This window comes from Pseudomonas sp. PICF6, assembly GCF_009831705.1.
Classification (GTDB): Bacteria; Pseudomonadota; Gammaproteobacteria; order Pseudomonadales; family Pseudomonadaceae; genus Aquipseudomonas; species Aquipseudomonas rhizophila.
Genome location: NZ_WUUD01000010.1, coordinates 52,973 through 75,424, shown reverse-complemented (window position 1 = coordinate 75,424; position 22,452 = coordinate 52,973). Strand labels below are relative to the sequence as shown.

Here is a 22,452-nt window from a genome sequence, read left to right as displayed (position 1 = left end):
TAAAAAAAAGCAGCATCTGCACCACACGCAAGTCGGCGCCGTGGTTGAGCAGGTGCGTGGCGAAGGCATGGCGCAAGGTGTGTGGGGACAGTGACTTGCCGATCCCGGCCACCTTGGCCTGGTGCTTGATACGGTGCCAGAAGGTCTGGCGAGTCATCTGCTCGCCGCGCAGGCTGGGAAACAGCACGTCACTGGGACGCCCGCCCAGCAGTTCATGACGCGCATCGCGCATGTAGCGCTCGACCCAGACGATTGCCTCTTCGCCCATCGGCACCAGACGCTCCTTGCTGCCCTTGCCCATCACCCGCAGCACGCCTTGACGCAGGTTGACCTGCTCCAGCGTGAGACTGATCAGCTCGGTGACCCGCAGGCCGCACGCGTACAAAACCTCCAGCATGGCCCGGTCGCGCTGACCGATGGCCTCGCTGAGATCCGGCGCCGCCAGCAGCGCCTCTACATCAGCTTCAGACAGGGACTTGGGTAACGGTCGCCCCAGCTGCGGCATCTCCACGCGCAAGGTCGGATCCACCGCAATCAGCTTTTCCCGCAGTAAATAACGATAAAACCCACGCAAACCCGAGAGAAAACGTGCGGTCGAGCGCGGCTTGTAGTTCTGCTCCAGACGCCACGCCAGGTGATCGAGGATCAACTCTCGCCCGGCATTGGCCAGCTCCAGGCCTTGTTCCTGCAACCAGCCATTGAACAGCGCCAAGTCGCTGCGATAGGCATCGCGGGTGTTGTCGGACAGCCCCTTCTCCAGCCACAGGGCGTCGAGAAACTGGTCTATCAGCGGGTGATCAATGGCTGGCATAAAAACTCATGAGGGATGCGTGCGTACGCGGCATCGAAATGGAAATGATGAGATGCAGGGTGCTCAAAGACCAAATCGCAGGCAACAAAAAAGCAGCCCGCAGGCTGCTTTTTTTGCATCGGAAGCTGGACTTAAGCCAGTTTTTCCTTGATGCGAGCTGCTTTACCGGACAGGTCACGCAGGTAGTACAGCTTGGCTTTACGTACGTCACCGCGACGCTTGACAGCCATGCTGTCGATTTGCGGGCTGTAGGTCTGGAAAGTACGCTCTACGCCAACACCGTTGGAGATTTTACGAACGGTGAATGCACTGTTTACGCCGCGGTTACGCTTGGCGATAACAACGCCTTCGAACGCTTGCAGACGCGAACGGTCGCCTTCCTTCACTTTCACCTGAACGACAATGGTGTCGCCCGGGGCAAAGGTAGGGATTTCTTTGGTCATCTGCTCTGCTTCGAGTGCAAGAATGATTTTGTTAGTCATGCTGTGCTCCTAAGGCAAGTCGTCGGACTTACCATCGATACGTTGTGAACTATCGTCCCGCTCGCGGATATATTCCTCGAGCAGCTTCTTCTCTTCTCCAGAAAGCGAGCGGCTTTCCAGAAGATCGGCGCGTCGTTCATAGGTCCGACCAAGGGACTGCTGTAAACGCCAACGCCGGATGTGCGCGTGGTTGCCACTTAGCAACACGTCGGGAACACGCTGATCCGCATACACCTCCGGTCGGGTGTAGTGCGGGCAATCCAGCAGACCATCCGTAAAGGAATCTTCCTCGGCGGAATCTGCATGCCCTAAAGCTCCAGGCAGCAGTCGTGTAACCGCATCGATCAGGACCATCGCCGGCAGCTCGCCGCCAGACAGTACATAGTCGCCAATCGACCACTCTTCATCGACATGAGCTTCAATAAAACGCTCGTCAATGCCTTCATAACGGCCGGCAATCAGGATCAATGCATCCGAATTTGCCAGCTCGCGTACCGCCGACTGAGTCAGCTGACGGCCTTGGGGCGACAGGTAAATCACCTTCGCGCCCTCCCCGGCTGCGGTTCTGGCCTGAACCAGAGCGTCTTCCAGGGGCTTGATCTTCATCACCATGCCCGGACCACCGCCAAACGGGCGATCGTCCACAGTGTGATGCCGATCCGTGGTGTAGTCCCGCGGATTCCAACAGGTAAGCTGCAACAGCTCCTGTTTCACCGCGCGGCTGGTTATGCCGTACTCGCTGATGGCGGAAAACATCTCGGGAAACAACGTGATGACTTCAACGCGCAAATTAGCCACGTTTAGAAATCCGCATCCCATTCCACCTTCATCTCGCCTGCTGCAAGGTCGACGGCCAACACGCATTGCTCGGTATAGGGCAACAGGCGTTCGCGATCATCCAGGCTGCCGACGCAAGGCTTGACCACCATGACATCGTTCGAACCGGTCTCGAGCAGGTGATCGATTTTCCCGAGCCATTGCCCGAGGTGGTCGATGACCTTCAGACCCACCAGCTGGTACCAGTAGTACTCGCCGTCGGTCAGTTCAGGGAACAGGTTGCGTGGCACGCAGATCTCAAAACCGGCCAGAAGACGCGCTTCTTCACGATCATCGAGATCCTTGAGCTTTGCGACCAGGAACTTGTCGTTCCCACGTCCGCTGACCAGCTCAACCTGTTTCACGCTACCTTCGCGCTTGAGCGTCCAGGTTTTGTAGTCCAACAGGTTTTTGATCGGATCAGTAAAGGAATACACCTTCACTTCGCCGCGAACGCCATGAACAGAATAGATTTTGCCGACAACGATCAAATCATCAGCATCTTTTGGCGTCGCGTTCATATTGCTCAGGCCGCAGCCTTAGCCGATTCCTTCAACAACTGAGCAACACGCTCAGAAGGTTGTGCACCAACGCTCAGCCAGTAGGCTACGCGCTCTTGGTTCACGGACAGACGAACTTCCTGACCACGGGCAACAGGGTTGAAGAAACCAACCTGCTCCTTGTGGGAACCGTCACGCGGGTTGCGGCTGTCGGTTACGGTCAGGTGGTAAAACGGGCGCTTTTTGGAGCCGCCAAGGGCAAGACGGATTGTTAGCATGTGAACATCGTTCCTGTAGTCGGTGCTGCAAATCTAAATGCACAGCGGGCATAGGTGCCCGAAAGGCCGCATATTCTAAGGAATATCCGGACTTTTGCAAATGTCTTTTTCCGGCGCCTGGCGCCATGCGATCAAGATTTGCCATAGAGCCGTCATGAAAAACGGCAGGTCAGCTCCCGTGCAGCACGGGTTTGCTGGAGATCCCCGCATCCGTGCGGGGCAACGCCGGCATGACAGCCGGCGCAGATTCTTTACATTTTCGGCATGCCGCCGCCGGGCAACATACCGCCCATGCCGCGCATCATCTTGGCCATCCCGCCCTTGGCGGAGAATTTCTTCATCATCTTCTGCATCTGCTTGTGCTGCTTGATCAAGCGACCGATGTCCTGCACCTGGGTACCGGACCCCATGGCGATGCGGCGTTTGCGCGAACCGCTGATCAGCTCAGGGTCGCGGCGCTCGGCCGGGGTCATGGAGTTGATGATGGCTTCCATCTGCTTGAACTGCTTTTCAGCCGCGCCCTGGGCATTGCCCATCTGCGCCAGGTTCACGCCACCGATGCTCGGCAGTTTGTCCATGAGGCCGCCGAGGCCACCCATGTTCTTCATTTGTTGCAGCTGATCGCGGAAGTCTTCGAGGTCGAAGCCCTTGCCCTTCTTCAGCTTCTTGGCCAGTTTGTCGGCCTTGTCCTTGTCGAGGGTCTGCTCGGCCTGCTCGATCAGGCTGAGCACATCGCCCATGCCGAGGATCCGTGAGGCAATACGCTCAGGGTGGAACGGCTCGAGCGCTTCGCTCTTCTCGCCCATACCGATGAACTTGATCGGCTTGCCAGTGATGGCACGGACCGACAGCGCGGCACCGCCACGGGCATCACCGTCGACCTTGGTCAGGATCACGCCGGTCAGCGGCAGCGCATCACCGAACGCCTTGGCGGTGTTGGCCGCGTCCTGGCCGGTCATGGCATCGACCACGAACAGGGTTTCCACCGGGTTGATCGCGGCATGCAACGCCTTGATCTCGCCCATCATCTCTTCGTCGATGTGCAGGCGACCGGCGGTATCGACGATGACCACGTCGATGAATTTCAGTTTTGCTTCTTTAATAGCCGCCTGGGCGATGTCCACCGGCTTCTGGCTCAGGTCGGACGGGAAGAACGTCACGCCGATGTCGTTGGCCAGGGTTTCGAGCTGTTTGATCGCCGCCGGGCGATAGATGTCCGCGGACACCACCATCACCGACTTCTTCTTGCGCTCTTTAAGGAAGCGCGCCAGCTTGCCGGCCGTGGTGGTCTTGCCCGCGCCCTGCAGGCCGGCCATCAGCACCACCGCTGGCGGCACGGCGCTCAGGTTCAGGTCTTCGTTGGCGGCGCCCATCAGGCTTTCGAGTTCGGCCTGGACGATCTTCACGAACGCCTGGCCCGGCGTCAGGCTGCGCGACACCTCGGCGCCGACGGCGCGTTCCTTGACCGAATTGACGAAGTCCTTGACCACCGGCAGGGCGACGTCGGCTTCGAGCAACGCCATGCGCACTTCGCGCAGGGTGTCTTTGATGTTGTCCTCGGTCAGCTTCGCCTTGCCGGTGACATGGCGCAGCGTCTGCGAGAGACGGTCGGTTAGGTTTTCAAACATGCGCGATCCTTTCAGGCCCAGATAAGACCGGGATAATGGCGGCCCAGACCGTAAAAAATGTGCTCGGCGAGCCTGCGGCGTGGGCAGGTCGCGGATTATAGCGAAGACTGCGCCCGGCGCACACCTCGCCGTCAGTTGCGCTGGTCTTTCGTGCGATGGGGATTCTATGCCAAACTCAGCGCCTTTCGGGCCTGCCTAACAGGATTTATGCTCCCCTTGTCACCCAGTTTGCTTGCCTCCCTCGCCGCCGCTTGTCTTTATGCCGCTGCGACCCTCTATCAAGGCTCCCGCCTGGCCACCGGCGCCAAGGCGAACAAACGCCTGCTGGTCATGCTTGGCGTGCTGGCGGTGCTCGGCCACGCGGCCAGCCTTTATACCCACCTGATGACGCCCATTGGCCTGGGCCTGGACTTCTTCAACGCCGCCAGCCTCATTGCCGTGGCCGTGATCGCCCTGACGCTGCTGGCCTGTTCACGCATCCCGGTGGAAAACCTGCTGGTGCTGCTTTTCCCGCTGGGCCTGGCCACGGTGCTGCTGGCGCAATTCGCGCCGTCAGGCACGGTACAGATCATCGATGAAGAACCGGGCATCCTGGCCCACATCCTGCTCTCGATCCTCGCTTACGGCCTGTTCACCATCGCGGTGTTCCAGGCCTTGCTGCTGCTGGTGCAGGATCACCAGCTCAAGCACAAGCACCCTTCCGGGCTGATCCGCAACTTCCCGCCCTTGCAGACCATGGAAAGCCTGTTGTTCGGCTTCCTCTGGGCCGGCTGGACGCTGCTGTCGCTGTCGCTGATCTCTGGCTGGCTGTTCGTCGAAAACCTGTTCGCCCAGCACCTGGTGCACAAAACCCTGCTGGCGTGCCTGGCGTGGGTGGTGTTCAGCGTACTGCTGTGGGGCCGAAATCGGCTGGGCTGGCGCGGCCATAAAGCCATTCGCTGGACCCTGGCCGGTTTCTGCCTGCTGATGCTGGCGTACTTCGGCAGCAAGCTGGTTCGTGAATACATTCTGCATGTCTGACGGACGCCTCTGATGGATATGTTGCCCGTGGGCCCGCTGTTCGCTGTACTGGTCGTGCTGATCCTCTGGTCCGCCCTGTTCACGGCCATCGAAGCCGCCCAGCAGCATTTGCTGGCCCAACGCAAGGCTTCGCGCGCCGGTGACAAACCGCTGGCGAAGCTGAGTTTCCCCCGGGACAGTCTGATTCTGTGCAATACCCTCTGCCGCGCCCTCGCGGTGGTGATCGGAACACTGCTGGCAATTTTTACCTGGCTGCAACACGGCCCCTTGGTAGCCTGGCTCGGTACCAGCGCGGCTCTGCTGGTCTTTGCCGATTACCTGCCGCGCACCCTGGCCACCCGCCATCCCGATGCGGTACTGGCGTTGGGTAACGCCTTGCTTGGCGTGCCCTTGAAGATTCTTTATCCATTTGCCTGGCTATTGAATGGCATCAGTCAATTGCTGCTGCGTCCGTTTGCCCGCCAGGCAAGCGTGGTACAGCAAAACGACGATGAAATGCCCACACCCGCGCGCAACGATCACGAACCCGAACACAACAGCGGTCGGCCGCATCCGGTTTCCGGCATCCATGCCCTGGACAACATTACCGTCAACGATATTCTCGTGCCCCGCAGTGAGGTCGATGGCATCAACCTCGACGACCCCATCGGCGACATCATTGAACAGTTGCGCCTGAACCGCCGTACTCGCCTGCCGGTGTTTCACAGCGACATCAACCAGGTCGAAGCGGTGCTCAATACCCGCCAGATCCGCCACCTGCTCAAGGACGCGAGCCTGACCCAGGAAGCACTGCTGGCTGCCTGCCACGAACCCTACTTCGTTCCCGAGAGCACGCCACTGCAGCTGCAATTGCTGAATTTCCACAAGCAGCAACGGCGCCTGGGCATGGTGGTGGACGAATATGGCGAAGTGCTGGGCATTGTCACCCTGGAAGACATCCTTGAAGAAATCGTCGGGGAGTTCGAAAGCGAGCACAGCCTCGACAACCCCCACGTCCATCCCCAGCCTGATGGACGCCTTATGATCGATGGCGCCGCGTCGATCCGCGAACTGAACAGGACCCTGGGCTGGCACCTGCCTTGCGAAGGCCCCAAGACCCTCAACGGCCTGGTGACCGAAGCACTGGAGACCATTCCCGAAAGCCCGGTCTGCCTGAAGATCGGCCGCTATCGGCTGGAAATCATCGAAACCGTGGATAACCGCGTCAGCCAGGTGCTGGTGTGGCACAACAGTTCGGTGCCGCTGGCGTCCTAAGCCCTCGCCACAGGGTTGTGCGCAAGCGCCACTATTGTGTACGGGCTCTCTTGTTGAATCGTTAGCCCCCTTCCTATACTCAACCCGCTTATCCAGCGCGCGCCAGCGAGCCGAGGGAGTTCGACCATAATAATTAGCTCCAACGGAGCACATGACTGTCAGGGATAACCGCATGACAACGACCACTTGCAACGAAGCTGTGTCTGCCCCGCCGACGAACTCCGCCACCCGCGTGGCGACCGCAAGCTTCATCGGCACGGCCATCGAGTTCTATGACTTCTACGTCTACGCCACGGCTGCGGCCCTGGTGATCGGGCCGGTGTTCTTCCCGCAAACCTCAGGCACGGCACAAATGCTCTCGTCCTTCCTGACGTTCGGCATCGCATTCCTCGCTCGCCCGCTGGGTTCGGCGCTGTTCGGCCACTTCGGCGACCGGATCGGGCGCAAGTCCACGCTGGTGGCGTCCCTGCTGCTGATGGGTGTGTGTACCACGCTGATCGGCGTACTGCCCGGTTACGCCAGCATTGGCGCCTGGGCGCCGATCCTGTTGTGCGTGCTGCGCTTTGGCCAGGGGTTGGGCCTGGGCGGTGAATGGGGTGGCGCAGCGTTGCTCGCCACTGAGAACGCGCCCAAGGGCAAACGCGCTTGGTTCGGTATGTTTCCCCAACTGGGGCCCTCGATCGGCTTTCTGGCGGCCAACGGATTGTTCCTGACCCTGGCCATGACCCTGGACGACGAGCAGTTCCGTTCCTGGGGCTGGCGCATCCCGTTCCTGCTCAGTGCGGTGCTGGTGATCGTCGGCCTCTATGTGCGCCTCAAGCTTCATGAAACACCCGTCTTCGCCGATGCCATGGCCCGCCAGGAACGGGTGAAAGTTCCGCTGGTCGAGCTGTTCAGCCAGTACTGGGCGCCGACGTTGCTGGGTGCCGCGGCGATGGTGGTGTGTTATGCGCTGTTCTACATCTCGACCGTGTTTTCCCTGAGCTACGGTGTGTCCACCCTCGGCTACAGCCGCGAAACCTTCCTCGGCCTGCTGTGCTTTGCGGTGCTGTTCATGGCCGCCGCGACGCCGCTGTCGGCCTGGGCCAGCGACCGCTACGGCCGCAAACCGATATTGCTTATCGGGGGCGTACTGGCAATTGCCTCGGGTTTCCTCATGGAGCCCTTGCTGACCCAGGGCACAACCTTGGGCGTGGCGCTGTTCCTGTGCATTGAGCTGTTTCTGATGGGCGTGACCTTCGCCCCCATGGGCGCCTTGCTACCAGAACTGTTTCCCACCCATGTGCGCTATACCGGCGCCTCGGCCGCCTACAACCTGGGCGGCATCGTCGGCGCTTCGGCCGCCCCGTTCTTTGCCCAGAAACTGGTGGCAATGGGCGGTTTGAGCTACGTCGGTGGTTATGTCTCGGGGGCCGCGGTGCTCAGCGTGATCGCGGTACTGTGCCTGAAAGAGACGCGCCATAACGATTTGAACAGGGTCGCCTGAACCCTCGGTGCGGGCCCGGCGACAGGCCCGCACCGAACCTGTCACAAGGCTGAATGCCTTGCAATGAAATAACAGCTAACAATCGCCCACCATTGAAACCACCCCTCACCTGCCCCATCTAAGACCCATACTCCATTGCGCAGGTGCCCCATGAGCGACCAGCACTCTACTGAAGCCACGAACGATTACGCCGACTCCGAACACATCGAACACACCTCCTCCGGCACCGGCCTGGCCCTGCCCGGCCAAAACCTGCCGGACAAGGTCTACATCATTCCAATCCACAATCGCCCGTTCTTCCCGGCCCAAGTGCTGCCGGTCATTGTCAATGAGGAACCTTGGGCTGAAACCCTGGAATTGGTCGCCAAATCCGAACACCATTCCCTGGCGCTGTTTTTCATGGATACGCCCCAGGAAGATCCGCGCCACTTCGACACCTCAGCGCTGCCGCTGTATGGCACGCTGGTCAAGGTACACCACGCCAGTCGCGAAGGCGGCAAACTGCAGTTCGTTGCCCAGGGTCTGACTCGCGTGCGCATCCGCACCTGGCTCAAGCACCATCGCCCACCGTACCTGGTGGAAGTCGAATACCCGCACCAGCCAAGCGAGCCGACCGACGAGGTCAAGGCGTATGGCATGGCGTTGATCAATGCGATCAAGGAACTGCTTCCACTCAATCCGCTGTACAGCGAAGAGCTGAAGAATTACCTCAACCGCTTCAGCCCCAACGACCCGTCGCCCCTGACTGACTTTGCCGCCGCACTCACCTCGGCCACCGGCAGTGAGTTGCAGGAAGTGCTCGATTGCGTCCCCATGCTCAAGCGCATGGAAAAAGTGCTGCCGATGCTGCGCAAGGAAGTTGAAGTCGCGCGGCTGCAGAAGGAGATTTCTGCCGAGGTCAACAACAAGATTGGCGAGCATCAGCGCGAATTCTTCCTCAAGGAACAGTTGAAGGTCATCCAGCAGGAGCTGGGGCTGACCAAGGACGATCGCAGCGCCGATATCGAACAATTCGAGCAACGGCTGGAGGGCAAGGACTTGCCGGCCCAGGCGCAAAAGCGCATCGAAGAGGAAATGAACAAGCTCTCGATCCTGGAAACCGGCTCGCCGGAATACGCGGTCACCCGCAATTACCTCGATTGGGCGACGTCGGTGCCGTGGGGCGTGTATGGCCAGGACAAGCTCGACCTCAAGCACGCGCGCAAGGTGCTCGACCAGCACCATGCCGGGCTGGGGGACATCAAGGACCGCATCCTCGAGTTTCTCGCCGTGGGTGCCTATAAAGGCGAAATCAGCGGCTCCATCGTGCTGCTGGTGGGGCCGCCGGGGGTGGGCAAGACCAGTGTTGGCAAGTCCATCGCCGAAACCCTGGGTCGGCCGTTCTACCGTTTCAGCGTCGGCGGCATGCGCGATGAAGCCGAAATCAAGGGCCATCGGCGCACCTACATCGGTGCTCAACCGGGCAAGCTGGTGCAGGCGCTTAAAGATGTCGAAGTGATGAACCCGGTGATCATGCTCGACGAGATCGACAAGATGGGTCAGAGCTACCAGGGCGATCCGGCCTCGGCCTTGCTGGAAACCCTCGACCCGGAGCAGAACGTCGAATTCCTCGATCACTACCTGGACCTGCGCCTGGACCTGTCGAAAGTGCTCTTCGTGTGCACCGCCAACACCCTGGACTCGATCCCTGGCCCGCTGCTGGACCGGATGGAAGTGATTCGCCTGTCCGGCTATATCACCGAAGAGAAGGTCGCCATCGCCAAGCGCCATTTGTGGCCCAAACAACTGGCCAAGGCCGGCGTGTCCAAAGGCAGCCTGAATATCACCGACAGCGCCCTCAAGGCCCTGATCGACGGTTATGCCCGTGAGGCCGGGGTGCGGCAGCTGGAGAAACAGCTGGGCAAGCTGGTGCGCAAGGCGGTGATGAAACTGATCGATGACCCGAAAGCCGTGATCAAGCTCGGGCCCAAGGACCTTGAGGCATCGCTGGGCAAGCCGGTGTTCCGCAACGAGCAAGTGCTGTCCGGCATCGGTGTGATTACCGGCCTGGCCTGGACCAGCATGGGCGGCGCGACGCTGCCGATCGAAGCGACGCGCATCCACACGCTCAATCGCGGCTTCAAGCTCACCGGGCAACTGGGGGAGGTGATGAAAGAGTCAGCAGAAATCGCCCACAGCTACGTCAGCTCGCATTTGAAGCAGTTTGGCGGCGATCCGAAGTTCTTCGACGAAGCCTTCGTTCACTTGCACGTACCGGAAGGCGCCACCCCCAAGGACGGTCCGAGTGCCGGGGTGACCATGGCCAGCGCCTTGCTGTCCCTGGCTCGCAACCAGGCGCCGAAAAAAGGCGTGGCCATGACCGGCGAACTGACCCTCACCGGGCACGTGCTGCCCATTGGTGGGGTGCGCGAGAAAGTGATCGCAGCGCGACGGCAGAAAATCAATGAGCTGATCCTGCCGGAAGCCAACCGGGGCAACTTCGAAGAACTGCCGGACTACCTCAAGGAAGGCGTCACCGTGCACTTCGCCAAGCGGTTTGCCGATGTGGCCAAGGTGTTGTTCTGATAGTCCTGTAGCGCTTGTGCGGGCCTCATCGCGAGCAGGCTCGCTCCCACAGTGGCTTTGTGTTGTTCACAACATGTGTGATCCACACCAAACCCTTGTGGGAGCGAGCCTGCTCGCGATAAGGCCATGAGATCCAACACATGCCCCGCTGACACACCCAGTAGCATCTTCGGTTATGCTCGCCGTTCGTCGTGAATGCCGGAGCCCTTATGTCCCTCACCCGCCTGCTCGTCCCTTTCAGCCTCGCCCTGCTGAGTGCCTGCGCCACGCAACCGAAACACAACGTGACCGTGGAAAAACTGAGCCAGTGCCCGGTGCAGCTCACTAACGGCCAGAACCTGATCCTGAATTTGCCCAGCAACCCCAGCACCGGTTATCGCTGGGCGGTCCAAGATTCGGCTGGCGGCGTGCTGAAGGCCTTGGGGCCTGAGGTTTACCGCAACCCGGAAGACGCCGGCATCGTCGGCGCGGCCGGGGTATCAACCTGGCGTTTCCAGGCATTTGCTGCCGGAACCGGTCGCTTGCGCCTGACTTATCAACAGCCCTGGGCACCTGAAGTGCCGCCGGTGGAAACCTTCGACTGCGCCATTTCGGTGAATTGACCATGGGTTGGCTGATCCTTGCATTGATGGGCGCGGCCACCTATGTGTACGGGCTCACTGTGCATGCCACCCTGCTGTGCCTGCTGGTCAAGCCGATGCCGGTGCTGGCCCTGCTCGGCTGGCTGCACGATGCGCCACCCAGCGAATATCGACGCTGGATCAGCCTGGGATTGATTTTCTCGCTGGTGGGCGATGTGCTGCTGGCTTGGCCCGGGGATCTGTTCGTGTTCGGCCTTGGCGCGTTTCTGCTGGCGCACCTGGCCTATCTGAAAGCCTACCTCAGCGACTGTCGCCGTCCGGCGTTGCTATCGCTGGCTTTGGCATTGGGGCTTGGCGCAACGCTGCTGGGGATTCTGATATCGAGCGGTCTGGGGCCTTTGCTCGTCCCGGTGATTGTCTACGGCCTGGCCATCAGCGCCATGCTCTGGCGTGCGCTGGCGCGATTGGGCACTGAAGTCCCCGAGCGCTCGGCCTGGCTGGCCGCTGCCGGGGCTCTGGCGTTTGTGTTTTCCGACAGCGTCATTGGCATAAACCGGTTCGTGGCGCCCTTTCATGCCGCGCCTTACCTGATCATCATCAGTTATTGGCTGGGCCAGTGGGGCATTGCGGCGTCGGCCTTCACTCAAAAAAACCACTGAACCAGAGAGCAAGCCCGGCGCTCACAAAGGCTCGCTCCCAGAGGTTTTTTGGTTAAAATGCCGGCCTTTTCACCACCCATGCCGCTGGAACTGCCGTGAGCAAAGAACCCGATCGTCTATTCGCCCAGCCCCTGGCCCAGGTGCCTGACTTCGCCTTTAACGAGGACGTGGTGCGGGTGTTTCCGGACATGATCAAGCGTTCGGTGCCGGGTTACCCGACCATCGTCGAGAACCTGGGCGTGCTCGCCGCGCAATTTGCCCAGCCGGGCAGCGTCCTCTACGACCTGGGCTCGTCCCTGGGCGCGGTGACCCAGGCCCTGCGCCGCCATGTGCGCACCGAAGGTTGCCGGGTGATTGCGGTGGATAACTCGGCGGCCATGGTCGAGCGCTGCCGCGAGTACCTTAACGGCCAGGACTCGATGTTCCAGGAGTTGCTGCCGGTTGAAGTGATCGAAGGCGACATCCTCGCCCTGACGTTCCAGCCGGCCTCGGTGGTAGCGCTGAACTTCACCCTGCAATTCATCGCGCCGGATCAGCGTACCGCCTTGTTGAGCCGCATCCGCCAGTCCCTGCTGCCCGGCGGTGCGTTGATCCTCTCGGAGAAGCTGCGCTTTAACGATGAACAAGAGCACGCGCTGCTCAACGACCTGCATGTGGCGTTCAAGCGCGCCAACGGCTACAGCGAGCTGGAAATCGCCCAGAAGCGCAGCGCCATCGAAAACGTCATGAAGCCCGACAGTCTCGAAGAACACCGCGAACGCCTGATGGCCGCCGGGTTCTCGAAAGTCGTGCCGTGGTTCCAGTGTCTTAATTTTGCCTCGTTGATTGCCCTGCCATGATTGATCTGTCTCCCCTGGCCCGCCATCTGGCCGGCACCCCTCTGGCCGATTGGGCCGCGACGCTGCAAACGCAACTGGACAGCAAAATGGAAAAGGGTCATGGCGACCTGGAGCGTTGGCAAAGCGCCCTCGATGCCTTGCCGGTGCTGCAACCGACCCGGATCGACCTGCTGAACGGCCTGACCCTCGACACCGATTGCAGCGACGAAACCCGTGAACAGATGCGAACTGCGCTGATGGGCCTGTCGCCGTGGCGCAAAGGGCCTTTCGACCTGTTTGGCGTGCACGTTGACACCGAATGGCGTTCGGACTGGAAGTGGTCGCGGGTCGCCCCGCACCTGGACCTGGTGGGCAAGCGCATTCTCGATGTGGGCTGCGGCAATGGTTATTACATGTGGCGGATGCTCGGCGCCGGTGCCGACACGGTGATCGGCGTCGACCCCAACTGGCTGTTCTTCTGCCAGTTCCAGGCGGTGCAGCGCTACCTCTCGCAGCCCAACGCCTGGCACCTGCCTTTCCCATTCGAGGCGCTGCCGCCGGAGCTGGAAGGCTTCGATACGGTGTTTTCCATGGGCGTGTTCTACCATCGCCGCTCGCCGATCGAGCATTTGCTGGCGCTCAAGGATTGCCTGGTCAAGGGCGGAGAGCTGGTATTGGAAACATTGGTGATCGAGGGCGACGAACATCAGGTGCTGGTCCCCGAGGACCGTTACGCACAGATGCGCAACGTGTGGTTCCTGCCCTCGGTACCGGCCCTGGAACGCTGGCTGCGCCGCGCCGGGTTCAGCGATGTGCGCTGTGTGGACGTGAGCTTGACCACCGTGGAAGAACAGCGCAGCACCGAGTGGATGAAGTATCAGTCGCTTAGCGACTTTCTCGATCCCGCCGACCACAGCAAAACCATCGAAGGACTGCCGGCGCCAATGCGGGCGGTGATTGTGGCGCGGAAATAAATCGCCCAGGTACCATAACCCCCCTCTGTGGGAGCGGGCTTGCTCGCGAAGGCGGCAGCACATTCAACATGAATGCAAGCTGACCCACCGCTATCGCGAGCAAGCTCAGCTCCCACAGGGATTGTGGTGAACGCAGGATCTGTGGACACCCGGGACCCCATGTGGGAGCTGAGCTTGCTCGCGATGGCGGCGGACCATTCAACATCTATGTGACTGACACGCCGCTTTCGCGAGCAAGCCCGCTCCCACAGGGTACAGCTTCAGTCTTGGGGTTTGGCTCTGCGGGCCTTGAAGAACTCACTCAACACCGCACTGCACTCGTCAGCCAACACCCCGCCCTCGAACATCACCCGGTGATTCAGAAACCCCTGGCTGAAAAATTGCCCCTGGCTCTGCACAATGCCGGCCTTGGGCTCCAGGGCGCCGTAGACGACTCGGGCGATGCGCGAGTGAACAATGAGGCCGGCGCACATGCTGCACGGCTCCAGCGTCACATAGAGGGTGCTGCCGGGCAGGCGATAGTTGCTCACGGCCTGGGCGGCGGCGCGGATGGCGACCATTTCCGCATGGGCGCTGGGGTCGTGGCCGCTGATCGGGCAGTTGAAGCCGCGGCCGATGATCTCACCGTCCTGCACCAGCACCGCGCCCACCGGCACTTCACCCAAAGCCGCGCCTTGTGCGGCGAGGCTCAGGGCTTCGCGCATGAAATCCTGGTCACGGCTGCGGTCGATGATTTTGGCGGGGCGAATCTGGCGCATCACGCCACCTCGATGGCGGCCATCAGGCCGGTTTCCATGTGGTCGATCACATGGCAATGGAACATCCACACGCCTGGGTTATCCGCCACCAGCGCCACCTGCGCCCGCTCGTTCTTGCCCAGCAGATAGGTGTCGGTGAAATACGGGATGACCTTGTGCCGGTTGGATGCAATCACCTTGAAGCTCATGCCGTGCAAATGGATCGGATGCTGGTACTGAGTCATGTTCTTCAATTCGAAAATATAGCTCTGGCCTTTTTTCAACGTGGCGATTGGCCGGTCGGCGCAGGTCTTGTCGGTGATGTCCCAGGCCTTGCCGTTGATCTGCCACAAACTCGGTGGTTTGCCGTTGTCGACATTGACCGACACCGAACCGACCCACTCGAAATTGAAGTTGAGTTTCTCGGCATTGGCCAGGTCTGGCTCGGCCACCGGGTTAGGTGGCAACGCAGGCGGCCACTGGGCCGGCGCCTCGTTGTTGGGCACGGAGCGCAAAGTGCCCAGCCGCACCGGACCATTGCGCAATGACAACTCCTCCCCGGCCGCCGGCGCCTTGATCGCCAGGCAAATGCGCATGCCCGGACCGAGCCAGTATTCCTTGCCCAACGGGCGCGGCGCGACAGGGTTACCGTCCAGGGCGTAGATCTGCGCCTCGACGCCAGGAATGTTGATGCGGTAGGTCAGGGTATTGTCCAGGTTCAGCAAGCGTACCCGGGTGATCTGCCCGGCCGGCAGATCAATCACCGGCAGCGGCACGCCGTTGATAGTCGACAGACGCCCGGCCGTCCCTCCACGCGCCGCTTCACGGGGAATGCTGAAGGCGACGAACTCGCCTTGCTCATCCACATGCCAGTTCTTGAGGCTGAGGGTTTGTTCGTATTTGAAGCCGGTGGGCTCACGCTCCTCGACAATCAAAGGTCCAACAAGCCCGCGACCGAGCTCTTCGCTGCTGTTGACGTGGGGGTGATACCAATAGCTGCCGGCGTCCGGCACACGAAACTTGTAATCGAAGTATTCACCCGGCAGCACCGGCAATTGCGAGACATACGGAACGCCGTCCATCTCCAGCGGCAGACGGATACCGTGCCAGTGAATGGTGGTCGCAACCGGCAGGTGATTAATGAAGCGCACCCGCAACCATTCGCCCTGACGCACCCGCAATTCAGTACCCGGTGCCGACGGACCAAAAGCCCAGGCCTGGGTCTTGTGCCCGGCCACCAGCTCCACGTCCAGCGGCGCGGCAATCAACTCATAGTCGTGACCGGCCTCGGCATCGGCCATCTTGCCCAACCAATACCGCGACGCGCCCCCCGCCCCTACGCCCACGACAACAAGACCGGCCAGGCCACCGAGTATTTGGCGACGGGTAAAGGACATGAAGCGACCACCTCTTGAATCTGCGGCGGACCCTGGGGCCCGCAAAAGGCGAATACGATACACCTGCAATTGAGAAATATTAAGTGAAGGATTGTCGCGTCGCCCGGTCGAGCCATCATCGTCAGATGCGACAAGGGCGCCTAATGGCGCCCCAAACGGTTCAGACCGTCACCCAACCAAAACTTCCAACTCTCTGACAGCCAAGCCAGGTAACCGCCGCCCCTCTTTCGCAACGTTGACCTGCAAAGCCACCTGCGCCAGATCCAACACGTGCTTGGGAAGTGAATAGCTGCCCTTGGCCTGCAGCCAGGTCAGGATGTCTGCCAAGTGCCAGATAGACGAACTCCCTTCGTGCACAGGCGTCGGGAAGCTGCCAGGATGAGCCAACATCAGCTTGCGCATGTTCTGTCGAGATACGCCTACGATTTCGGCTACGTCGGTCAGCCCGACCCAATCAGGAGCAACCTCGATCAGTTTGGCCGACGGCACCGCGCGGCGGACATCGCCCAGGGCACTAAGCACGGCCTTGATCGCATCCTCAGCCTCCCGAGTGAACTCAAGCGCCAGCCGACCCGGTTGCCCAATGCCTACCAGAGCGTCGTCGCAGCCAGCCTCACCCAGCCGCTCGACCAGTTCATCCGCGGGACAGTCATCACCAGCGAGCTGATATTTCAAGGTAAAGGTGTATTCCATTTCCTAGTCCTCAGCACCGTCATCAGCTTCGCGCCAATTACGATGCGCAGTGCAATTGTCCACAACGCGCCGCAATGCTCGCGCGTGATTGCCAGGGTTCTTTGGCGTGCTCCATATCGACGTAATGCAGAACTCACCGCAGCGGCAGTCCTCATCGTTATAAGGACAATAAGCCGCCCCCAGGCGTGACTACCGCCAACTACTACACGCCAGCCCTGCGCTTCGGCATGCCTAAGCACTTCTTCGACCTCTTTCTTCGGGTGCGAGGGACGACTCATCCGTGATCTCCAGTATTCGCATGGCCCACTAGGTTGTCAATCGACAACCTTGGCCCGCTCTTCAATAGCTGCGATACCCGCAGGCCATACCGCCCGATGATAAGCGCCTCTCGGCCCCCGCTGAGACGGTAATCGTAGCGAAACGTGACGGGAAAACCGCCTGACAGAAGCTTTCCTCAGGAGACCCGCAGATGAGAAATAGTAAGGCCAGTCAAAATGAAAAAACCCTGGAGAGGTTATCCACAGGGTTTTCCTGTACACATCGATACGGTGGTCATTCGTGCAGCATGCGCAGATAAGAGACTCTTCGCGCATCTGCTGCGTTGAATCAGCAACTTGGGGATCGAAATCGGATCTATAAATGGCGCGCTTCGAACTGGGATAGGCTGGTCGCCACATCCTGCCATCGCCGCCCTAACTTAACCAAGAACTACACCGCCAATGCCGACTTCAATGCCGATGCTGCCAATTGCCAAGGTGTGTTACGACAGATGATGAGTAGATACTTTTCCTGTCGTGGGACATTGGCTGGCTTCTATAAAGCCTGGATGGTGATGGTCAGCGCGCTTCTCATCGCCTGCCAATCGCCGCGCGAGGCACTGCAACAACTGGCTGAAGAGCACGGCCGACAATGGGAGGTCTTGCCAGGCCACGCCTTCCCCCTCCTCATACTTGCGCCGCACACTGGGGAAAAGATGACTCGCCTGCGTGTCTACCTGGAAGGCGATGGCCATTCCTGGGCGACGGCCACTCAACCCAGCCTGGATCCGAGCCCGCACAATCTGTTAGTGCCACGACTGGCGGTCGATGATCCGACACCGAACGCGTACCTGGCACGCCCCTGCCAGTTCGTCATGGCCGCAGCCTGTCAATCAGCACTCTGGACCAATCGCCGCTTTTCTCAGGAAGTGGTCACCCGTCTCAGCCAGGCGCTGGACCAACTGAAACAGCGATATGGCAATAGGGAGTTCGAACTGGTGGGGTATTCAGGTGGAGCCGCTCTCGCATTATTGTTAGCGGCACAGCGCAATGATGTTACTCAGGTGCAAACCCTTGCTGGCAATCTCAGTCCACGTCTGTGGGCGACGATGAAAGGACTGTCGCCACTCGACGGTTCACTGGATCCGCTGGACTATCGTAGTCGACTCGCCTTATTGCCCCAGCGTCATCTCATCGGAGAAGCAGACCTGATTGTTCCAGGTCGTTTAGCTGATAGGTACCAACAGGCGCTGGGCTCGCCCCTTTCCCAATACGTCCATGTACCAGGAGCCAGCCATGATAGGGGGTGGGAAGCGACATGGAGCCGGTGGGCCAAAATTCCATTGGCACATGAGAATCCTGAGATTAAGGGTGGGCACGTCCGTTTAAAAACATCCGAACACCATTCCCCCTAGCGCCTGACCCGGGCGTGACCACAACGGTGACCTTAAGTTCCGATTATTGCTGAATAACCCTATAAAGCCTCAAAAAATAACTGTAACGTCGCATTTTTTAGCTTTTTCTTCGTCATTTATTCTTTTTATGGTGATTTGCCCTACAAGCATCGTGTAAATTTCACCGCGCTTGAATCAGCACTTCACTGACAAGCTGGCAGGGAAGCCTAAAACAGACGCTGACGCGCAGGTTGTTCTCTGTCAGTTTCTACCCTGTAAGGATACTGTCTTGAACATCTCCCACCTGCGCCGCTCATTGTTGGCACTGTCCATCGCGGCTGCCACTGCCACGGTCCATGCCGCACCCGCACCCGACTTCAACCACGACCTGAGCACAGGGGCATACAGCAGCTCCGGTGACGTTTTCAATAACGCCACCTTCACCGGGACGTCGCAAAACGCTGGTGTAGAGCTGACCGACGTGACCCTGGCGGGCAACCTGGTCAACCAGGGCAACATCAACCTGACGGCCGCGAACCCCAGCGACATCCCGGCCGGCATCGCCATGACCCTCAATTCCACCGTCGCTGGCGATCTGGTAAATCATGGCGACATTACGGTGAGCGGCAATGGCGCCATGGGGCTGGACCTGTATCTGGCGAATATCGCTGGCGAAGTGAACAACAACGGCAACATCACTGTGACTGGCGAAGATGCCAACGGCATGATGATCACCTCGACCCAGGCGAACATCAATAACTCGGGCACTATCACCGCTCGTGGCATCGACTCTGCGGGTATCGAGATCGAGAACGCTCGCTTTACCGGTCAGATGACAGGCGCTCCCTTCAAGAGCGATATCAACAACAGCGGGACTATCTCCGCCGATGGAGTCGGTATCCATTTTCGCAGTCTCGACACCTCCGGCGGTTTCGACATCCTCACCATCAGGCAGACAGGTGGCCTGATCGAAGGCGGCACCGCAGCAATTCTGGCGGACGACAATGCCTCCCCTTCGTATTTCTACTGGCAAGGTGGTCAGGTCAAGGGTGACCTGCTGGGCCTGAGTGGTGTGCTGGTGCAAGGGGACGCGATGTTCGATGGCTCGACCATCCGCGCCGGTTTCGTCGATATCGACGGGGGCCGCCTGACTCTGCTTCGCCCGCAGACTACGATTGTGGGCGACCTCGACATGGACAGCGAGACTGCACGTTTGCGCCTGCTGCTGGATAACAACACACTGCCCAACACGCCGATCCTGAAAGTCACCGGCAATACCTACTTCTCTCCAGGCAGCCAGATCGAACTGCAGGCTCGCTCCGACGACTTCCGCACGTCGGGCACCCGCTACACCCTCATCAACTCTGGCACTTGGGAAGACCCGCAGAACCTGTCCGTGGTTTCCTCCTCGGCGTTGCTTGAGGTGAGGAACTTCGGCATTGAAGGCCAGGACGTGAAAGCACTGGTTGCCACCCGCAGTGATGAGGCGATCACGCAAGACCTGCTGGGTGCCCGTGGTTCGCGCAACGCGGTGAACGCCATCAATCCGTTCAAGAACACGGTCATGGGCCAGTTGGACGAAAGTGACCCGGTATTCCAGCGTTTCGCCAACGCCGCCACCAGTGAAGATCTGGCCGAACTTGCCGAAACCCTGACCCCGGACGTCAGCCGCGGGGCGATCAACGCCGCCACCAACAGCCAGAACCTGGTCGCAAGTGCTATCAACCGCCGCGCCAGCAAAGCGCGTAGCGGTCTGTCCTCCGGTGACGTCCTGGCAGAACAAGGCGTATGGCTGCAAGCGCTGTCCAGCGATGCCAACCAGGACAGCCGCCACGGTATCGACGGCTACGACGCCAACACCAACGGCATCGCCGTGGGTGCCGACGGCAAGCTCAACGCCGATACCACCATGGGCCTGGCTTACAGCTACCTGACCAGCGACGTCAAATCCGACCTGGGCCACAAAACCGACGTCAGCGGCCATGCACTGACCCTGTACGGCAATTGGGCCCATGACAACTTCTTTGTCGACACCTCGCTGATGTATGGCTGGAACGACAACGAGTCCAAACGCTACATCGCCGGTACCCGCGCCAAGGCCGACTACGACAGTGAGATCTTCGGCGTCAACGCACTGGCAGGCTACACTTTCCAGCTCGACAAGCAGTGGCTGCTGGAACCACAGATCGGTGCGCGTTATGCCAACGTGTCGATTGATTCGTACCGTGAAAAAGGTAGCTCAGCCGCCCTCAACGTCGGTAGCCAGCGCTATGAAATCGGCGAAATGGGCCTGGGCGCTCGTCTGGCGGCCGCTTTTGACGTAGGTGTCGGCAGCCTGGAACCGGAAGCCAAGCTGATGGCCTGGCACGATTTCATCGGCGACAAGGCCGGCACCACCTCCACCTTCGTACTCGGTGGTACCCCCTTCACCACCACAGGCGCGACACCGGCGCGCGACAGCTACGAGCTGGGACTGGGCGCGAACTACCGCGTGGGCGCGTGGAGCGTGGGAGGGACGTACAACTACCTGACCAGCAGTGGTTTCGACGCCGACACCTTCACTGCGAACGTGCGTTACGACTTCTGATCAACGTGTTCGTCTGAAACAACAAAACCCGCCAATGCGGGTTTTGTTGTTTGAGGCTGATGGTAAAGCCCGTAGCGTCTGGCGATGTCACCTGCCTGACTGAATATCACCCAGGTCACAATTCTGTTTCGACCTGGGGCTCTCTAGTTTTTTACTTATAAAACAGAGAGCTGCGGATCAGCCTTATTCCCACTCAATCGTCGCCGGCGGCTTGCTCGACACGTCATACGTCACGCGGGAGATGCCTTCGATTTCGTTGATGATCCGCCCGGAAACGGTTTCCAGCAGCTCGTACGGCAGGTGCGCCCAGCGAGCGGTCATGAAGTCGATGGTTTCCACGGCGCGCAGGGCCACGACCCAGGCGTAGCGACGGCCATCGCCGACCACGCCAACCGATTTCACCGGCTGGAACACCACGAACGCCTGGCTGACCTTGTGGTACCAGTCGGCCTTGCGCAGTTCTTCGATGAAGATATGGTCGGCGCGACGCAGCAGGTCGGCGTATTCCTTCTTCACTTCACCAAGGATCCGCACGCCCAGGCCCGGGCCTGGGAATGGGTGGCGGTAGACCATGTCGTACGGCAGGCCCAGTTCCAGGCCGAGGCGACGCACTTCATCCTTGAACAGCTCGCGCAGCGGCTCGACCAGCTTGAGGTTCATTTCTTCCGGCAGGCCACCGACGTTGTGGTGGGACTTGATCACGTGGGCCTTGCCGCTCTTGGCGCCGGCCGACTCGATCACGTCGGGGTAGATGGTGCCTTGGGCCAGGTACTTGATGTTGTCCAGCTTGCAGGATTCGGCATCGAATACGTCGATGAAGGTGCGACCGATGATCTTGCGCTTCTTCTCCGGGTCGGACTCGCCGGCCAGGTTGTTCAGGAACTGCTCTTCGGCGTTGGCGCGGATCACCTTGACGCCCATGTTCTCGGCAAACATGGCCATCACTTGCTCGCCTTCGTGCAGGCGCAGCAGGCCGTTGTCGACGAAGACGCAGGTCAACTGGTCGCCGATGGCCTTGTGCAGCAACGCGGCAACCACCGAGGAGTCCACGCCGCCGGACAAACCGAGCAGTACGTTGTCGGTGCCGACCTGGGCGCGAACCTGAGCGATGGCGTCTTCAGCGATTTTCGATGGTGTCCACAGGGCTTCGCACTCGCAGATATCGAGGATGAAGCGCGACAGGATGCGACCGCCTTGCTTGGTATGGGTCACTTCCGGGTGGAACTGCACGCCGTAGTAACGGCGATCATCGTTGAACATGCCGGCAATCGGGCAGCTCGGGGTGCTGGCCAGGATGTGGAAGTCTTCCGGCATCTTGGTGACCTTGTCACCGTGGCTCATCCACACGTCGAGGCCAAACAGGCCGTCGGCGTCGATGTGGTCTTCGATGCCATCCAGCAGGCGGCTCTTGCCGACCACGTCAACGCGGGCATAACCGAACTCACGCAGGTCGGAGCCTTCTACCTTACCGCCCAGCTGTTCAGCCATGGTCTGCATGCCGTAGCAGATACCGAA

General features: G+C 60.2%; 20 protein-coding genes and 1 pseudogene. 10 read left to right on the top strand and 11 right to left on the bottom strand.

The window, feature by feature from the left end:
• The 6 genes from xerD to ffh all read right to left on the bottom strand — a co-directional run.
• A partial coding sequence (xerD, locus tag GSM73_RS03720; protein WP_160891616.1) for a site-specific tyrosine recombinase XerD occupies positions 1–811 on the bottom strand: 811 nt, incomplete at its 3' end.
• Positions 812–942: 131 nt separating this feature from the next.
• A complete protein-coding gene (rplS, locus tag GSM73_RS03715; protein ID WP_003175895.1) occupies positions 943–1,293 on the bottom strand; it encodes a 50S ribosomal protein L19 in 351 nt (116 codons plus the stop codon).
• A gap of 9 nt (positions 1,294–1,302) precedes the next feature.
• Entirely contained in the window at positions 1,303–2,112 is an 810-nt protein-coding gene (gene trmD, locus GSM73_RS03710) for a tRNA (guanosine(37)-N1)-methyltransferase TrmD (RefSeq protein ID WP_171061421.1), read from the bottom strand.
• Positions 2,094–2,630 carry a ribosome maturation factor RimM gene (gene rimM, locus GSM73_RS03705; protein ID WP_160891614.1) on the bottom strand — a complete coding sequence of 179 codons (537 nt, stop codon included), beginning with the start codon at positions 2,628–2,630 and terminating at the stop codon, positions 2,094–2,096. Before rimM ends, trmD begins: the two co-directional genes overlap by 19 nt.
• 5 nt (positions 2,631–2,635) lie before the next feature.
• Positions 2,636–2,887 carry a 30S ribosomal protein S16 gene (gene rpsP / locus GSM73_RS03700; protein WP_003198088.1) on the bottom strand — a complete coding sequence of 84 codons (252 nt, stop codon included), beginning with the start codon at positions 2,885–2,887 and terminating at the stop codon, positions 2,636–2,638.
• A 251-nt stretch (positions 2,888–3,138) separates the two neighbouring features.
• Positions 3,139–4,515 carry a signal recognition particle protein gene (gene ffh / locus GSM73_RS03695; RefSeq protein WP_047227501.1) on the bottom strand — a complete coding sequence of 459 codons (1,377 nt, stop codon included), beginning with the start codon at positions 4,513–4,515 and terminating at the stop codon, positions 3,139–3,141.
• Between the two features lie 207 nt (positions 4,516–4,722).
• Here ffh and GSM73_RS03690 point away from each other — a divergent pair, with 207 nt between their 5' ends.
• From GSM73_RS03690 to cmoB, 8 genes are all read left to right on the top strand, one after another.
• Positions 4,723–5,535: an inner membrane protein YpjD gene (locus GSM73_RS03690; RefSeq protein ID WP_047227500.1), complete on the top strand. Its 813-nt coding sequence runs from the start codon at positions 4,723–4,725 to the stop codon at positions 5,533–5,535.
• Positions 5,536–5,547: 12 nt separating this feature from the next.
• Positions 5,548–6,789 (top strand): HlyC/CorC family transporter, encoded by a 1,242-nt coding sequence (locus tag GSM73_RS03685; protein ID WP_160891612.1) that lies wholly within the window; start codon positions 5,548–5,550, stop codon positions 6,787–6,789.
• 172 nt (positions 6,790–6,961) lie between these two features.
• Positions 6,962–8,275 carry an MFS transporter gene (locus GSM73_RS03680; RefSeq protein ID WP_047227498.1) on the top strand — a complete coding sequence of 438 codons (1,314 nt, stop codon included), beginning with the start codon at positions 6,962–6,964 and terminating at the stop codon, positions 8,273–8,275.
• 150 nt (positions 8,276–8,425) lie between these two features.
• The gene (lon, locus tag GSM73_RS03675) at positions 8,426–10,840 is read left to right on the top strand and encodes an endopeptidase La (RefSeq protein ID WP_047227497.1); all 2,415 of its coding nucleotides are present in this window, start codon (positions 8,426–8,428) and stop codon (positions 10,838–10,840) included.
• Positions 10,841–11,049: 209 nt separating this feature from the next.
• Positions 11,050–11,442 (top strand): protease inhibitor I42 family protein, encoded by a 393-nt coding sequence (locus tag GSM73_RS03670; protein ID WP_107321546.1) that lies wholly within the window; start codon positions 11,050–11,052, stop codon positions 11,440–11,442.
• 2 nt (positions 11,443–11,444) lie between these two features.
• Positions 11,445–12,080 carry a lysoplasmalogenase gene (locus tag GSM73_RS03665; RefSeq protein ID WP_047227495.1) on the top strand — a complete coding sequence of 212 codons (636 nt, stop codon included), beginning with the start codon at positions 11,445–11,447 and terminating at the stop codon, positions 12,078–12,080.
• A gap of 95 nt (positions 12,081–12,175) precedes the next feature.
• Positions 12,176–12,919: a carboxy-S-adenosyl-L-methionine synthase CmoA gene (gene cmoA, locus GSM73_RS03660; protein WP_160891610.1), complete on the top strand. Its 744-nt coding sequence runs from the start codon at positions 12,176–12,178 to the stop codon at positions 12,917–12,919.
• Complete coding sequence (cmoB, locus tag GSM73_RS03655) at positions 12,916–13,872, top strand: tRNA 5-methoxyuridine(34)/uridine 5-oxyacetic acid(34) synthase CmoB (RefSeq protein ID WP_047227493.1); 957 nt, start codon at positions 12,916–12,918, stop codon at positions 13,870–13,872. The genes cmoA and cmoB overlap by 4 nt, the downstream gene beginning before the upstream one ends.
• A gap of 260 nt (positions 13,873–14,132) precedes the next feature.
• Here the strand turns inward: cmoB and tadA are convergent, their stop codons facing one another.
• The 4 genes and pseudogenes from tadA to GSM73_RS26830 form a co-directional block, all read right to left on the bottom strand.
• Positions 14,133–14,630, bottom strand: a complete 498-nt coding sequence (gene tadA, locus GSM73_RS03650; RefSeq protein WP_160891608.1) for a tRNA adenosine(34) deaminase TadA — start codon at positions 14,628–14,630, stop codon at positions 14,133–14,135.
• The gene (locus GSM73_RS03645) at positions 14,630–16,006 is read right to left on the bottom strand and encodes a multicopper oxidase family protein (RefSeq protein ID WP_076386220.1); all 1,377 of its coding nucleotides are present in this window, start codon (positions 16,004–16,006) and stop codon (positions 14,630–14,632) included. Before GSM73_RS03645 ends, tadA begins: the two co-directional genes overlap by 1 nt.
• Before the next feature lie 168 nt (positions 16,007–16,174).
• Positions 16,175–16,699 (bottom strand): AlpA family transcriptional regulator, encoded by a 525-nt coding sequence (locus GSM73_RS03640; protein ID WP_047227490.1) that lies wholly within the window; start codon positions 16,697–16,699, stop codon positions 16,175–16,177.
• 3 nt (positions 16,700–16,702) lie between these two features.
• Positions 16,703–16,977 (bottom strand): annotated as a pseudogene (locus GSM73_RS26830) (hypothetical protein).
• A gap of 494 nt (positions 16,978–17,471) precedes the next feature.
• On the opposite strand from GSM73_RS26830, the gene GSM73_RS03630 reads away from it, so the two are divergent.
• Positions 17,472–18,371, top strand: a complete 900-nt coding sequence (locus GSM73_RS03630) for an alpha/beta hydrolase family protein (RefSeq protein WP_047227594.1) — start codon at positions 17,472–17,474, stop codon at positions 18,369–18,371.
• A 268-nt stretch (positions 18,372–18,639) separates the two neighbouring features.
• Positions 18,640–20,937 carry an autotransporter outer membrane beta-barrel domain-containing protein gene (locus tag GSM73_RS03625; protein WP_160891606.1) on the top strand — a complete coding sequence of 766 codons (2,298 nt, stop codon included), beginning with the start codon at positions 18,640–18,642 and terminating at the stop codon, positions 20,935–20,937.
• A gap of 183 nt (positions 20,938–21,120) precedes the next feature.
• Here GSM73_RS03625 and guaA read toward each other — a convergent pair.
• Positions 21,121–22,452, bottom strand: a 1,332-nt coding sequence (gene guaA / locus GSM73_RS03620) for a glutamine-hydrolyzing GMP synthase (RefSeq protein WP_256676693.1), incomplete at its 5' end; no start/stop codon positions are given.

Coding starts and splice junctions, on each gene's coding strand:
- rplS (WP_003175895.1), bottom strand. CDS start 1,293: ATGACTAACAAAATCATTCTTGCACTCGAAGCAGAGCAGATGACCAAA.
- trmD (WP_171061421.1), bottom strand. CDS start 2,112: ATGGGATGCGGATTTCTAAACGTGGCTAATTTGCGCGTTGAAGTCATC.
- rimM (WP_160891614.1), bottom strand. CDS start 2,630: ATGAACGCGACGCCAAAAGATGCTGATGATTTGATCGTTGTCGGCAAA.
- rpsP (WP_003198088.1), bottom strand. CDS start 2,887: ATGCTAACAATCCGTCTTGCCCTTGGCGGCTCCAAAAAGCGCCCGTTT.
- ffh (WP_047227501.1), bottom strand. CDS start 4,515: ATGTTTGAAAACCTAACCGACCGTCTCTCGCAGACGCTGCGCCATGTC.
- GSM73_RS03690 (WP_047227500.1), top strand. CDS start 4,723: ATGCTCCCCTTGTCACCCAGTTTGCTTGCCTCCCTCGCCGCCGCTTGT.
- GSM73_RS03685 (WP_160891612.1), top strand. CDS start 5,548: ATGGATATGTTGCCCGTGGGCCCGCTGTTCGCTGTACTGGTCGTGCTG.
- GSM73_RS03680 (WP_047227498.1), top strand. CDS start 6,962: ATGACAACGACCACTTGCAACGAAGCTGTGTCTGCCCCGCCGACGAAC.
- lon (WP_047227497.1), top strand. CDS start 8,426: ATGAGCGACCAGCACTCTACTGAAGCCACGAACGATTACGCCGACTCC.
- GSM73_RS03670 (WP_107321546.1), top strand. CDS start 11,050: ATGTCCCTCACCCGCCTGCTCGTCCCTTTCAGCCTCGCCCTGCTGAGT.
- GSM73_RS03665 (WP_047227495.1), top strand. CDS start 11,445: ATGGGTTGGCTGATCCTTGCATTGATGGGCGCGGCCACCTATGTGTAC.
- cmoB (WP_047227493.1), top strand. CDS start 12,916: ATGATTGATCTGTCTCCCCTGGCCCGCCATCTGGCCGGCACCCCTCTG.
- tadA (WP_160891608.1), bottom strand. CDS start 14,630: ATGCGCCAGATTCGCCCCGCCAAAATCATCGACCGCAGCCGTGACCAG.
- GSM73_RS03645 (WP_076386220.1), bottom strand. CDS start 16,006: ATGTCCTTTACCCGTCGCCAAATACTCGGTGGCCTGGCCGGTCTTGTT.
- GSM73_RS03640 (WP_047227490.1), bottom strand. CDS start 16,699: ATGGAATACACCTTTACCTTGAAATATCAGCTCGCTGGTGATGACTGT.
- GSM73_RS03630 (WP_047227594.1), top strand. CDS start 17,472: ATGAGTAGATACTTTTCCTGTCGTGGGACATTGGCTGGCTTCTATAAA.